Annotated in this window: 13 protein-coding genes; 5 read left to right on the top strand and 8 right to left on the bottom strand. The window is 59.6% G+C overall.

Annotated elements, in window-relative coordinates; genetic code table 11:
- Positions 1-148 precede the first annotated feature (148 nt).
- The 3 genes from CCX46_RS09780 (at position 149) to CCX46_RS09790 (ending at position 3,194) form a co-directional block, all read left to right on the top strand.
- The gene (locus CCX46_RS09780; protein ID WP_127926510.1) at positions 149-1,183 is read left to right on the top strand and encodes an NADP-dependent oxidoreductase; all 1,035 of its coding nucleotides are present in this window, start codon (positions 149-151) and stop codon (positions 1,181-1,183) included.
- Between the two features lie 66 nt (positions 1,184-1,249).
- Positions 1,250-1,852, top strand: coding sequence for a recombination mediator RecR (gene recR / locus CCX46_RS09785; protein ID WP_127926511.1), 603 nt, complete (start codon positions 1,250-1,252; stop codon positions 1,850-1,852).
- A 193-nt stretch (positions 1,853-2,045) separates the two neighbouring features.
- Positions 2,046-3,194 carry an acyl-CoA dehydrogenase family protein gene (locus tag CCX46_RS09790; protein ID WP_127926512.1) on the top strand — a complete coding sequence of 383 codons (1,149 nt, stop codon included), beginning with the start codon at positions 2,046-2,048 and terminating at the stop codon, positions 3,192-3,194.
- Positions 3,195-3,305: 111 nt separating this feature from the next.
- Here the strand turns inward: CCX46_RS09790 and CCX46_RS09795 are convergent, their stop codons facing one another.
- Both CCX46_RS09795 and fnr read right to left on the bottom strand, forming a co-directional pair.
- The gene (locus CCX46_RS09795) at positions 3,306-3,854 is read right to left on the bottom strand and encodes an adenine phosphoribosyltransferase (RefSeq protein ID WP_016984743.1); all 549 of its coding nucleotides are present in this window, start codon (positions 3,852-3,854) and stop codon (positions 3,306-3,308) included.
- 78 nt (positions 3,855-3,932) lie between these two features.
- A complete protein-coding gene (gene fnr / locus CCX46_RS09800; protein ID WP_003223347.1) occupies positions 3,933-4,667 on the bottom strand; it encodes a fumarate/nitrate reduction transcriptional regulator Fnr in 735 nt (244 codons plus the stop codon).
- A 154-nt stretch (positions 4,668-4,821) separates the two neighbouring features.
- Between fnr and CCX46_RS09805 the strand changes: the two genes are divergently transcribed.
- Entirely contained in the window at positions 4,822-5,304 is a 483-nt protein-coding gene (locus CCX46_RS09805) for a hypothetical protein (protein WP_127926513.1), read from the top strand.
- Here the strand turns inward: CCX46_RS09805 and hemN are convergent.
- The 6 genes from hemN to ccoG form a co-directional block, all read right to left on the bottom strand.
- Complete coding sequence (gene hemN, locus CCX46_RS09810) at positions 5,301-6,683, bottom strand: oxygen-independent coproporphyrinogen III oxidase (RefSeq protein WP_127926514.1); 1,383 nt, start codon at positions 6,681-6,683, stop codon at positions 5,301-5,303. The genes CCX46_RS09805 and hemN overlap by 4 nt on opposite strands.
- A 171-nt stretch (positions 6,684-6,854) precedes the next feature.
- Positions 6,855-7,538: a sulfite exporter TauE/SafE family protein gene (locus CCX46_RS09815; RefSeq protein WP_039770036.1), complete on the bottom strand. Its 684-nt coding sequence runs from the start codon at positions 7,536-7,538 to the stop codon at positions 6,855-6,857.
- Entirely contained in the window at positions 7,531-7,743 is a 213-nt protein-coding gene (gene ccoS, locus CCX46_RS09820; protein WP_102900752.1) for a cbb3-type cytochrome oxidase assembly protein CcoS, read from the bottom strand. The genes CCX46_RS09815 and ccoS overlap by 8 nt, the downstream gene beginning before the upstream one ends.
- Positions 7,744-7,765: 22 nt before the next feature.
- Positions 7,766-10,216 (bottom strand): heavy metal translocating P-type ATPase, encoded by a 2,451-nt coding sequence (locus CCX46_RS09825; protein WP_127926515.1) that lies wholly within the window; start codon positions 10,214-10,216, stop codon positions 7,766-7,768.
- A gap of 278 nt (positions 10,217-10,494) precedes the next feature.
- Entirely contained in the window at positions 10,495-11,034 is a 540-nt protein-coding gene (locus tag CCX46_RS09830; protein ID WP_127926516.1) for a FixH family protein, read from the bottom strand.
- 11 nt (positions 11,035-11,045) lie between these two features.
- The gene (gene ccoG / locus CCX46_RS09835) at positions 11,046-12,461 is read right to left on the bottom strand and encodes a cytochrome c oxidase accessory protein CcoG (RefSeq protein WP_127926517.1); all 1,416 of its coding nucleotides are present in this window, start codon (positions 12,459-12,461) and stop codon (positions 11,046-11,048) included.
- Positions 12,462-12,985: 524 nt separating this feature from the next.
- Here ccoG and CCX46_RS09840 point away from each other — a divergent pair.
- The gene (locus tag CCX46_RS09840) at positions 12,986-13,990 is read left to right on the top strand and encodes a metallophosphoesterase family protein (RefSeq protein WP_127926518.1); all 1,005 of its coding nucleotides are present in this window, start codon (positions 12,986-12,988) and stop codon (positions 13,988-13,990) included.
- Positions 13,991-14,043 lie beyond the last annotated feature (53 nt).

The raw sequence follows: 14,043 nt of genomic DNA on the forward strand, positions 1-14,043 counted from the left end.
GAGCCGAACGCGGAGCGTCCGATGAGGCATTCCCACGCGGAGCATGGGAACGATCAGCCCCGACACCTGAATAAACATCGAACGCCCCATCGCCTCAACGGTCTGCTCCCTATACCCGCTGAATTCACCATTCACAGGAGACGCTGACATGTCCGACCCGCTTACGCTCAACCAACGTTTCGTCCTCGCCTCGCGCCCGGTCGGCGCGCCGACCCCGGAAAACTTCCGCCTCGAACGCGAAGCGCTGCCGGATCTGGCGGACGGCGAGGTACTGCTGAAAACCCTGTACCTGTCCCTCGATCCCTACATGCGCGGACGCATGAGCGACGCACCGTCCTACGCTGCCCCGGTACAAATCGGCGAAGTGATGACCGGCGGTGCTGTCAGCCGTGTCGAGGATTCGCGTCATCCGAAATTCCATAAGGGCGATCTGGTCGTTGGCGCCACCGGTTGGCAGAGCCACAGCATCAGCGACGGCCGCAACATCATCCCGATCCCGGCCGGGCTGCCGAGCCCGTCGATGGCCCTGGGTGTGCTGGGCATGCCGGGCATGACCGCATACATGGGCTTGATGGACATCGGCCAGCCGCAAGAAGGCGAAACCCTCGTTGTCGCAGCGGCTTCCGGTGCGGTCGGCTCGGTGGTCGGGCAAGTGGCGAAGATCAAAGGCCTGCGCGCGGTTGGTGTGGCCGGCGGTGCCGAGAAGTGCAAATACGTGGTCGAGGAACTGGGCTTTGACGCCTGCATCGATCACAAGGCGGCGGATTTTGCTGAACAGCTGGCCAAAGCCTGTCCCGATGGCATCGACATCTATTACGAGAACGTCGGTGGCCATGTGTTTGATGCCGTGGTGCCGCTGCTCAATCCCAAAGCACGCATTCCGCTGTGCGGACTGATCGCCGGTTATAACGCCTCCGAAGCGCCGCAAGGCCCGGATCGCCTTCCAATGCTACAACGCACACTGCTGACCAAGCGCGTGCGGATTCAGGGCTTCATCGTGTTCGACGACTACGGTGATCGTCAGCCGGAATTCATCAGCCACATGGTGCCGTGGGTGCGCGACGGCAAGGTGAAATTCCGCGAGGACGTGGTGGAAGGACTGGAGCAGGCGCCCGAGGCGTTTATCGGCCTGCTGGAGGGGCGCAACTTCGGCAAACTGGTGGTGAAGGTCGCGCAGGACTGAGTATTTGACGCTGGCCAGAGGCGCGGGTATAAACCGCGTCTCGTTGTTTTGTCGGACTTTTTACCCATGAGCTTCAGCCCTTTGATTCGCCAACTGATCGACGCGCTGCGCACCTTGCCGGGCGTGGGTCAGAAAACCGCCCAGCGCATGGCGTTGCAGTTGCTCGAGCGTGACCGCAGCGGCGGCTTGCGTCTGGCCCAGGCCCTGAGCCAGGCCATGGAAGGGGTCGGCCACTGCCGCCAGTGCCGCACGCTGACCGAAGACGATCTGTGCCCGCAGTGCGCCGATACCCGCCGTGACGACACGCTGCTGTGCGTGGTGGAAGGGCCGATGGATGTGTATGCCGTCGAGCAGACCGGCTTCCGTGGGCGCTACTTTGTGCTCAAGGGGCATTTGTCGCCGCTTGATGGTCTGGGCCCGGAAGCGATCGGCATTCCGCAGTTGATGACGCGGATTGAAGAGGCGGGGACGTTTACCGAAGTCATCCTCGCAACTAACCCGACGGTGGAAGGTGAGGCGACGGCGCATTACATCGCGCAGCTGCTGAACAACAAAGGCTTGGTCGCTTCGCGGATTGCTCACGGCGTGCCGCTGGGTGGTGAGCTGGAGCTGGTCGATGGCGGCACGCTGGCGCATTCGTTTGCCGGGCGTAAACCGATTTCCCTCTAAGTTATGCGGCGTCTGATTTGACGCCTTCGCGAGCAGGCTCGCTCCCACATTGGTTTTGTGTCATTCACAAATCCCCTGTGGGAGCGAGCCTGCTCGCGAATGGCGCACCTCGGTCAATCTGATTCACACAATTGAGTTGAAAGCCAAGCAAGCGCTCGGTTAAGTTCGGCGAACCCTTCCGTGGAGCTCGCCCATGCCTGCCTTTCAGGAATACTTCGATCCCAGCCATCAATTGGTCCGCGACAGCGTCAGGCGCTTCGTCGAGCGCGAGATCCTGCCGGACATCGATCAGTGGGAAGAAGCCGAAAGCTTTCCCCGCGAGCTATACCTGAAGGCTGGCGCGGCAGGCATCCTCGGCATTGGTTACCCCGAAACGCTGGGAGGCAGCCATGAAGGCGATCTGTTCGCCAAGGTCGCCGCCAGTGAGGAACTGATGCGCTGTGGCTCAGGCGGGCTGGTAGCGGGTCTCGGCTCGCTGGATATCGGCTTGCCACCGATCGTCAAATGGGCCCGTCCCGAGGTGCGTGAGCGTGTCGTGCCGCCAGTGCTCGGCGGCGAGAAAATCAGCGCTCTGGCGGTTACCGAGCCGGGCGGCGGCTCCGATGTCGCCAACCTGCAAACCCGCGCCGTGCGCGACGGCGATTTCTATCGTGTCAGCGGCAGCAAAACCTTTATCACCAGTGGCGTGCGCGCCGATTTCTACACCGTCGCGGTGCGCACCGGTGCGCCGGGTTTCGGCGGTATCAGCCTGTTGTTGATCGAAAAGGGCACGCCGGGCTTCACCGTTGGCCGTCAGCTTAAGAAAATGGGTTGGTGGGCGTCGGACACCGCCGAATTGTTCTTCGACGATTGCCGCGTGCCTGTAGGAAATCTGATCGGCGCCGAAAACATGGGCTTCGCCTGCATCATGGGTAACTTCCAGAGTGAACGGTTGGCGCTGGCGTTGATGGCCAACATGACTTCGCAGCTAGCGTTGGAAGAGAGCCTGAAATGGGCGCGCGAGCGTGAGGCGTTTGGCAAGCCGATCGGCAAGTTCCAGGTGATCAAACATCGCCTCGCCGAGATGGCGACCGCGCTGGAAGTCTCACGGGAGTTCACTTACCGGCAAGCGGCGAAGATGGCGGCGGGGCAGAGTGTGATCAAGGAGATTTCCATGGCGAAGAATTTCGCTACGGATACTTCGGACAGGATTACTACCGAGGCGGTGCAGATTCTTGGCGGGTTGGGTTATATGCGCGAGAGTCTGGTGGAGCGGCTGTATCGGGATAACCGCATCTTGTCGATTGGCGGCGGGACGCGGGAGGTGATGAACGAGATCATCAGCAAGCAGATGGGGCTTTAGGTTTTGCAGTGAGGCTACCGGCCTCATCGCGAGCAGGCTCACTCCTACAGGGGAACGCATTCCAAATTGTAGGAGTGAGCCTGCTCGCGATGGCGGCCTGAAGGGCGCTGCTTACTTATCGGTTAACGCAAACTGCGTCAGGCAGAACGTCGGAATCCCCATGTCCTGCAGGCGTTGTGAACCTTGCAACTCCGGCAAATCAATAATCGCCGCCGCTTCATGCACCCGCGCGCCCATGCGGCGAATCAGGTTGGCCGCTGCGATCAGCGTGCCGCCAGTGGCGATCAAGTCATCGAACATCACCACCGAGTCGCCTTCACACAGGCTGTCGGCGTGCACTTCGAGGAACGCTTCGCCGTACTCGGTTGCGTAACCCTCGGCCAACACGTCCGCCGGCAGTTTGCCCTGTTTGCGGAACAGCACCAGCGGCTTGTTCAACTGATAGGCCAGCACCGAGCCGATCAGAAAACCGCGCGCATCCATCGCACCGATGTGGGTGAAATCGGCTTCCACGTAGCGGTGGGCGAAGCTGTCCATCACCAGACGCAGGGCCTTAGGCGATTGAAACAGCGGGGTGATGTCGCGAAAGATCACGCCCGGTTTCGGGAAGTCGATCACTGGGCGGATAAGCGATTTGATGTCGAAGGAGTCGAAGACCATCGTCGAGGTGTCCTGGCAGGGCTGCAAACGGCGCAGTATACCCGCGGCTGAAACGCTTCGCTCAACCGCGGATCGACATTAACCTTCGAGTGAGCCACCGGCCAGCGCGCAGAGCTGGATCGGGTCGAGGATGTGAATCTCCTTGCCCTCGGCGGCGATCAGCTCATTTTGCTGGAAGCGCGTGAACACGCGGGACACGGTTTCCACCGCCAGACCGAGGTAGTTGCCGATTTCATTGCGCGACATGCTCAGGCGGAACTGATTGGCCGAGAAGCCGCGAGCGCGGAAGCGGGCGGACAGGTTGACCAGGAAGGTGGCGATGCGCTCGTCGGCGGTTTTCTTCGACAACAGCAACATCATTTGCTGGTCGTCACGGATCTCGCGGCTCATCACGCGCATCAACTGGCGGCGCAGCTGCGGCAGTTGCAGGGCCAGTTCGTCGAGGCGTTCAAACGGGATTTCGCAGACCGAGGTGGTTTCCAGCGCCTGGGCCGACACCGGATGTTTCTCGGTGTCCATGCCGGACAGACCGACCAGTTCGCTCGGCAGGTGGAAACCGGTGAGCTGTTCTTCGCCGCTGTCGCTCAGGCTGAAGGTCTTCAGGGCGCCGGAGCGTACTGCATAAACGGAATCGAACGTGTCGCCCTGGCGGAACAGGAACTCACCCTTTTTCAACGGGCGGCCGCGTTTAACGATTTCGTCCAGCGCATCCATGTCTTCCAGATTCAGAGAAAGTGGCAGGCAGAGAGGGGCCAGGCTGCAATCCTTGCAATGGGCCTGGTTATGAGCGCGCAGTTTAACTGGCTCGGACATTTCTTTAATCCTTGTGGGAAAACACACATAAGCCGTAAGGGTAACCCACGGGAGGACATTCAGGCCAGTCTGGGGCGACTTTGCCCTACAGCCATAAAGCCACAGGGCCAGCCGCCGATAAACAGGTATCAGAACGCATACAAGGAACGCTTCGATGACCGCCATTGGCACGCTCGGCCCCGGTAGCAGCGATGTTGCGGTCATGCCGGAAACGTTTAAAACGTCGTCGGCCAATGTACGTGACCCGGACTCGCCCGAAGAGGCAACCCCGACCTTGGTCGAGGGCGTCAAAGTGTCGCTGTCCGGTGCATCGATTGAAAAGTCCGCCAGTGTCGGAGGTGAAAACAGCGACATCGACGACAGCGGTTTGCCGGAGAACATCCAGCAATTGCTGAAGATGATCCGCAAGTTGCAGAAACAGATTGCCGAGAAAAAGGCGCTCATCGAAGCGGTCATGGCCGACAAGCGCCTTTCCAACGAAGAAAAGATCAACAAGGTCGCGGCTCTGCGTGGCGCCATTGCCGCGTTGAATACCGGTCTGATCACGGCCAATCTTGCCTTGTCCAAAGTGGTGGGGCAGTCGGGCCTGACCGCGGATCAGAATATGAAAGTCGGTTCGCTGCTGATGAAAAACTAAATCACCCGCGAAAAACGCTGGCGGTTCTGCTGTTCCAGGTACGCATCGAACACCATGCACACCGAGCGCACCAACAGACGTCCGGCTGGCAATACTTCAATCCGTTCGCGATCCAGCTCAATCAGGCCATCGCTGGCCATGCCTTGCAGCTGCGGCCACAGCGCGCCGAAGTAACCCTGAAAATCGATGTTGAACTGTTGCTCGATCTCGGCGAAATCCAGGCTGAAATTGCAGATCAGTTGCTGGATCACCGCGCGGCGCAAGCGATCATCGGCGTTGCACACCAGGCCTCGGCTGGTCGCCAGTTGCGCGGCGGCGAGGGTGTTCTGGTATCCGTTGAGGTCGCTGCTGTTCTGACAGTACAGGTCGCCGATCTGGCTGATGGCCGAGACCCCCAGACCAATCAGATCGCAGTGACCGTGGGTGGTGTAACCCTGGAAATTGCGTTGCAGGGTTTGCTCTTCCTGAGCAATCGCCAACTCATCGTCGGGCAGGGCGAAGTGATCCATGCCGATGTAGCGATAGCCAGCGGCGGTGAGCTGTTCGATGGTGCGTTCGAGCATTTCCAGTTTCTGCGCAGGCGCCGGTAACTCATTGCCATTGATCCGCCGCTGCGGCATGAAACGTTCCGGCAGGTGCGCATAGTTGAACACCGAGAGTCGGTCCGGTTGCAGGCTGATCACTTCCTCGACGGTGCGGGCGAAGTTTTCCGGGGTCTGCTTGGGCAAGCCGTAGATCAGATCAATGTTGATCGAGCGAAACTGCAGGGTGCGCGCCGCGTCGATGACCGCGCGGGTTTCTTCCAGGCTTTGCAGGCGATTGACCGCGCGCTGTACCGCCGGATCGAGGTCTTGCAGGCCGATGCTGACCCGGTTGAAACCGAGTTCGCGCAGCAGGCCCATGGTCGACCAGTCGGCTTCGCGCGGGTCGATCTCGATGCCGTAATCGCCGGAGTCGTCCTCCAGCAGATTGAAGTGCTTGCGCAGGTGCGCCATCAGCTGCCGCAGTTCGTCATGACTGAGAAAGGTCGGCGTGCCGCCACCAAAGTGCAGTTGCTCGACTTTCTGGGCCGGGTCGAGATGGCAGGCGATCAGCTGGATTTCCTGCTCCAGCCGTTGTAGATATGGCGCCGCGCGACCTCGGTCCTTGGTGATGACCTTGTTGCACGCGCAGTAGTAGCAAATGTTCGCGCAGAACGGCACATGCACGTACAGCGACAACGGGCGCAGGGCCTTGCGGCTGTCGCGCAGGGCATGGAACAGGTCGAAGGTGCCGACCTGACCGTGAAATTGCACGGCCGTCGGATAGGAGGTGTAGCGCGGCCCCGCCAGGTCGTAGCGGCGGATCAGATCAGAGTCCCAACGAATGGCGTCGAGCATGCGGGCATTCCCCCGGATAGGCTGGCAGTGTGAGCGAGTCTATCGGGGTGCGGCGATGGGGCTCTTGATTTGCATCAACAGCATAAGATCAAAAGATCGCAGCCTTCGGCAGCTCCTACAGGGAAACGCATTCCAAAGGTAGGCGCTGCCGAAGGCTGCGATCTTCTGATCTTAATGGCCCATGAGCCAATGCTGATGCGGGCCGGGAAGGGTCCAGATGCCGAACAGAATCACCAGCAATCCACCGGCCATGCGCACGCTGCGTTTGCGCAACAGCGCCGTAACCCGCTCAGCCGCAAGCCCCGTGGCGAGCAACACCGGCCAGGTGCCGAGGCCAAACGCAAGCATCAACAACGCACTGTCCAGCGCATTGCCCTGACTCGCCGACCACAGCAACGTGCTGTAAACCAGTCCGCACGGCAGCCAGCCCCACAGTGCGCCAAGTAGTAGTGCGCGGGGCAAACTCGACACCGGCAACAAGCGATTGGCGACCGGCTGAATGTAGCGCCACAAACCGCGTCCAAGACTTTCAATGCGCGTCAGCCCGCTCCACCAGCCGGCCAGATACAAACCCATGGCGATCAGCAGCAGCCCGGCCAGCACACGCATGAACAGTGCCGCTGGACTGTTGGCCACCGCCCAGCCCGCCAGGCCGATCAGCAATCCTGCGGTGGCATAACTGAGAATTCGCCCAAGGTTGTACGCCAGCAGCAAACGAAAGCGCCGACTGCGCTGTTCCTTGGGAATCGCCAGGGTCAGCGCCCCCATCAATCCGCCGCACATGCCCAGGCAATGACCGCCGCCGAGCAGGCCGAGGATCAATGCCGAGACCAGCAATGGCGCCAGTTCAAGCATGGGGTGGGGCCTTGTCGTCCGGTTTGCTGGCGTTGGCTTCGTCCACGGCAGCGGTGTGTTTCGGATCCTGATCGTCGAAAAGGATGCTGTGCGCCGGGCCGTCGAGGTCGTCGTACTGACCGCTGTCCACCGCCCAGAAGAAGATGTACACGGCGATGGCCACGATCAGCAGGGCGGCCGGGATCATCACGTAGAGAGCTGGCATCTGTACTCCAGGCCCGCGCGGCTCAGGCCGGCAGCGGGCGGGTTTGCGAGTGGGTGCTGGCGGGCGGCGGACTCGGCAGGCGAGTCAGGCGCAGCGCGTTGAGCACCACGGTCAACGAACTGATCGACATGCCGACGGCGGCCCACACCGGGGTTATCCAGCCGAGGGCGGCGAACGGCAACATGAGGCCATTGTACAGCGCCGCCCACAGCAGGTTCTCGATGATTACCCGGCGGGTGCGCCGTGCGAGTGTGAAGGCTTGGACCAAGGCGTCGAGGCGATTGGACAGCAGCACGGCATCGGCGCTGGTTTTCGCCAGATCGGTGGCTGAACCCATGGCCACGCTGATATCAGCGGCAGCCAGCACCGGCACGTCGTTGACGCCGTCACCGAGCATCAGCACTTTGCGACCTTCCTTGTGCAGTTGCTGCAACACTTGCAGTTTGTCGTCGGGGCGCAAGCCGCCACGGGCCTCATCAATGCCCAGCTCCGCCGCCACACTAGCGACCATCGGCGAGCTATCGCCGGACAGCAACAGCGTACGCCAGCCACGTGCCTTGCACGCAGCGAGCAAGGCTGGTGCGTCATCCCGCAAGCGGTCGTCGAGGACGAACCATGCCAGCGGACCCTGAGTGTCGGCGAGCAGCAGCCATTGGCCGGCCTCGTCCGGCATTGTCGGCACGGGCGCACCGCTGAGGGCGCAGACAAACTCGGTCTGGCCGATGCGCAAACGCTGTCCGCCCACCAAGCCTTCGAGGCCAAGCCCCGGCGTGCTGTGGACTTCTTCGGCAGCCAGCGGCGCACGGCCAAAGGCGCGGGCAATCGGGTGTTCCGAACGGTTTTCCAGCGCGGCGGCAAGGCTCAGACATTGATCACTGTCGAGCGCCGCGAGTGGACGAATCGAGCGCAGCACCAGTCGGCCTTCGGTGAGGGTGCCGGTCTTGTCGAAGATCACTGTGTCGATCTGATTCAAGCCTTCCAGCACATGACCACGCGTCAGCAGCAAACCGAGTTTGTGCAGGGTGCCGGTGGCGGCGGTGAGCGCGGTCGGTGTCGCCAGCGACAGGGCACACGGACAGGTGGCAACCAGCATGGCCAGGACAATCCAGAACGCGCGCGACGAATCCAGTTCCCACCACAACAGGCCGATGGCCGCAGCTGCGATCAGCGACAGCAGCAGGAACCATTGCGCGGCGCGGTCGGCGATTTCTGCCAGTCGCGGTTTTTCCGCCTGGGCGCGATCGAGCAGGCGGACGATGGCCGACAGGCGCGTATCTTGACCCAGTGCCTGCACTTCCACGGTCAACGCGCCTTCGACATTGAGCGTGCCAGCGGTGACCGCATCGCCCGGCATGCGCGGTTGCGGCAGGTACTCGCCGGTGAGCAGCGATTCGTCGATGCTCGACTGGCCGTCGATGATTTTGCCGTCCGCCGGCAGGATCGAACCGGCTTGCACCAGAATCCGCTCGCCGAGACGCAGTTCGCTGAGCAGGATGCGTTTGCTCTGGCCGTTGTTGTCCAGTCGCAGACACGAGGCCGGCAATAGATTCACAAGCTGCGCCGTCGCGGCGGCGGTGCGCTCGCGGGCACGGCGTTCGAGATAGCGCCCGGCAAGCAGGAACAGCGCAAACATGCCGACCGCATCGAAATACAACTCGCCAATGCCGGTGATCGAGGTCCAGATCCCGGCGATGTAAGCGCTGCCGATCGCCAGCGACACCGAGACGTCCATGGTCAGGTGGCGCGTGCGCAGATCGCGCATTGCGCCTTTGAAGAACGGCGCGCAGCTGTAGAACACGATCGGTGTGGTCAGAAACAGCGCGACCCAGCGCAGGATCGTGTGCAGCTCGGGGCTGAGGTCGATGTTGAATTCCGGCCAGGTGGCCATGGTCGCCATCATCGCCTGAAACCACAGCAGGCCGGCGACGCCGAGCTGGCGCAGGGCCAGACGATTTTCGCTGGCCAGTTGTTCGCTGGCGCGATCAGCCTGATACGGGTGGGCGGCGTAACCGATGTGGCGCAGTTCGGCGAGGATCTGGCTCAGTGGCAGTTGCGCGTCGGCCCAGCTCACGTGCAAGCGATGGTTGGACAGGTTCAGCCGCGCCTCGGCCACCGCCGGCAACGTGCGCAGGTGTTTCTCGATCAGCCAGCCGCAGGCGGCGCAACTGATGCCTTCCATCAACAGGGTGGTTTCAGCCAGATCGCCTTCGTGGCGCACGAAGGGTTGCTGCACGTCGGCGCGGTCGTACAGCGCCAGTTCGTCGGTCAGTTGCACCGGCAGCGCTTCGGGGTTGGCTGAGGCTTCACTGCGATGCTGGTAATAGCTTTCCAGACCGCCGGTGACGATGGCTTCGGCCACAGCCTGACAGCCCGGGCAGCAGAATTCGCGGGATTGCCCGAGCACGACGGCGGTGAAGCGGCTGCCGGACGGGACGGGCAGGGCGCAGTGGTAGCAGGGGAGTGGGCTGGTCATGGCATTGTTGAGGGAGTAAGCCCTTGCATTGGAGTTGTCCGCTTGCCCTCACCCCAGCCCTCTCCCAGAGGGAGAGGGAGCCGATCGGTGTGAGCCTGGATCTTCACTGTCATACACAAAACGTGCAAACGCTCGAGATCAGTTCCCTCTCCCGGAGGGAGAAGGAGCCGATCGGTATGAGCCTGGATTTTCACTGTCATACACAAAACGTGCAAACACTCGAGATCAGTTCCCTCTCCTGGGGGAGAGGGCTAGGGTGAGGGGGCTTTTGAAATTGTTTACTTCTTCAAGTCTTCGGCACCTTGCAGCGGTTCATCACCGAGCAGCAGATCCTTGTCATGGCTGACCAGTTCTTCTTCGAACATGCGCCACACATGGTCATCCTGACTGCCGAGCAGTTCAACAAAGCGACGACCCTCAACCTTGTCACCCAACTGACCGATGTAACGGCCGGTTTCGCTTTCGCTGCGGGTCAACACGATCTTGCGATCCTTCTCTGGCTGAGTCGGCGAAATCAGGTTCAATTCCAGCGTCTTTGGCTGACTGTCACCGCTCAAACGCAAATCAACTTCACCGGTCATGCCATCCAGATGCACAGCCGCACGCATCTTCAAATTCTGCGCCAACAATTCACGGTCCAGCGAACGGTTGATGCCTTTGCCCGCCTCGTAGTAGTTGTCGTTGACCAGGTTGTCCGGGTTGTTCACCGCGATGGTCACCATCGACAGGGTCAGGGTCACCGAACAGGCCAGAATCCCGATGATGATCCATGGCCAAAGGTGCTTGTACCAAGGACTTGCGGCGTTTGCTGCGGGCATGTTCAGTTCTCTCAACGGATTTGTGGGCCGATGAATCGGCTCTTGGCTTCAACGTGGACGCTGTCGTCATCGGCATCCTTGAGGAGGAATTTCACCTCGTTGGTGCTCGATGGCAGTTGTTCCGGTGCGCTCGACAACTCGACCGGCATGCTGACGATGTCGCCGGCCGCGACCTTGATCTCGCGTTTGCCTTGCAAGCGCAGATCCGGCAAGCCGGCGGCTTCGAGCACGTAGGTGTGGTCGCGCTGATCCTTGTTCATGATCTTCAGGCTGTAGACGTTTTCGATTCGGCCTTCAGCGTTTTCGCGGTACAGCACGCGGTCCTTGCTGACGTCGAAACCGACCAGCGAGCGCATGAAGAACGCGGTAACCAACAGGCTGATCATCGCCAGCAACACCACGGCGTAACCGATCAAGCGTGGCCGCAGTTTATGGGTTTTCTGCCCGGACAGGTTGTGCTCGGTGGTGTAACTGATGAGCCCGCGCGGGTAATCCATCTTGTCCATGATGCTGTCGCAGGCATCAATGCACGCGGCGCAACCGATGCACTCGATCTGCAGGCCGTCGCGGATATCGATGCCGGTCGGGCAGACCTGCACGCACATCGTGCAATCGATGCAGTCACCGAGTCCCTGAGCCTTGTAGTCGACGCCTTTCTTGCGCGGGCCACGGCTTTCACCGCGACGCGGATCGTAGGAAACGATCAGCGTGTCCTTGTCGAACATCACGCTCTGAAAGCGCGCATACGGACACATGTAGATGCACACTTGTTCGCGCAACCAACCGGCGTTGCCGTAGGTGGCGAGGGTGAAGAAACCCACCCAGAAGTACGACCAGCCATCGGCCTGGCCAGTGAAGAACTCGAAGACCAGTTCACGGATTGGCGAGAAATAACCGACAAAGGTCATGCCGGTGACAAAACCGATCAGCAGCCACAGCGAATGTTTGGCGGCTTTGCGCAGGAATTTGTTGGCGCTCATCGGCGCCTTGTCGAGCTTGATACGCTGGTTGCGGTCGCCTTCGGTGACCTTCTCGCACCACATGAAAATCCACGTCCAGACACTTTGCGGGCAGGTGTAACCGCACCAGACCCGGCCGGCATACACGGTGATGAAGAACAGGCCGAACGCGGCAATGATCAACAAACCCGAGAGCAGAATGAAATCCTGTGGCCAGAAGGTCGCGCCGAAGATGAAGAACTTGCGCTCAGGCAGGTTCCACCACACGGCCTGATGGCCGCCCCAGTTCAGCCACACCGTGCCGAAATACAACAGGAACAGGGCCGCACCGCCCATCATCCGCAGATTGCGGAACAGGCCGGTGAAAGCACGGGTGTAGATTTTTTCTCGAGAGGCGTAAAGATCAACGCTGTTGTTCGCGTTTTTGCTCGGTGGTGTGACGTCGTGTACCGGAATCTGGTTGCTCATCATTGCATCCCACGGCAGTGGAAAAATGCCTTGGTCGATACGTGCCAACCAAGGTCAAAAAGGGGCGTTGCAGTGGCGCAATGATACGCCGGTCGCTCTGGCTCAAGGGTGCGACCTTTGGTCGCGTTGGGGAAAAAACCTGAATGGTGTAGCGAACGTAGCAAAGCCTGACGCAGGTCAATTGACTTGTTGAGTATGGACGGTTTTGGCGTGGCAGCTAATCCATTGTTGTCCCTGGGGGGATCAGCTCGACGCCGTTGCCACCACACGCCTCACTGAGAGTGCGCGCACGGACGCGGTCATCTTCAGGTTTTCAATGGCAGCAGTCGATACATGAGTCTTTTAAGTCGCAACTTCAAACATTGTCTTTTGCATTGGATGTTGCTGTAAGTTTTCTGTGGCTGAAATATATCTAATTAATTGCTCTCGGTCGTGGCTTTGAAGTTTTCTGGTTTTTCGAATAAGTTGCGCTTTCGCGAAATATTATTTGCGTGCAATTAATTAATTTAAATGGAATTTAAGGTATGGCTTTCAATAAGTTTGCAAGCGTTGTGCTGAGTATTTGTTTATTGGCTTCGGTCACTTCCGTTCAGGCTATAACAGGAACGCCGAAACACATGGTCTTTGCCTCGGATACTCAATATCCATGGACAGACAAGACGGATAGCGGGGACTTTGAATCCGGCTCCGAATTCGAAACCCGCTCCAAGTGGCTGGTTGAAACACAGTTGGCGAGCATTGCCGATTTCAGAAATCAGCAGGGCTCGCAAGCCCAGGTGCCCCTGATGATCAATGGCGATATAACTGCTTTTGGTCATGGCTGGCAGCGCTCGTTCATGAAGGGCATGTTGGACAAATACTTCAAGGGTGAGTACTTGTACGGCTTGGGTAATCATGATTATGAAAACAATGTCGATGATTGTTTTAGCAATAGCTGTGCGGCGGGAAGCATCGTCGAGTTTAAGGAGCATCACGAGGGCAAGGTAGATAACTTTGATCTGAAAGTTACCGGTGGATTTCTGAGCAGGACCTATTCTGGCAGCCTCGCTTATTCAAAAACCATCGGTGAAGTTCATATGGTGCAGCTCAATAATGAGCCAACCTATACCACCCGGATCTCTCATCCACTGAACCCGACAACGTTTGAAATCAACGACGCACTGGACTGGTTGGAGACCGATCTCAGGCTGGCCCGTGTCGGGGGTTACGCCATTATCATCAATATGCATAAACCGTTCGGCGACAAAGTTTCCCCGGCGCAGAATAAGCGTTTCCTCGACATGATCAGCAAATATCAAGTGACCGCCATTTTTGCCGGCCATTTGCATAGGGACGGAGGTGATGCCTACTGGAAGGGAAACGTGCCGATGTATCTGAGTGGCAGTACTTCTCAGCAAACCTATCTGATCACCAGCTTTACCGAAGACCGTAAGCAGCTGCAGATCTATCTGGTGAAAAACAACCAGTGGCGCGATCGAACGCTGATCGATACCGTCGAGGTGCATTCAATCTTTGCCAGGCGTCCATAAGAAAGGCCCCGCCAATGCTCATTGGTGGGGCCTTTTTGTTTCAAGCGATGGCC

The sequence above is a fragment of the Pseudomonas sp. RU47 genome (assembly GCF_004011755.1).
Taxonomy (GTDB): domain Bacteria; phylum Pseudomonadota; class Gammaproteobacteria; order Pseudomonadales; family Pseudomonadaceae; genus Aquipseudomonas.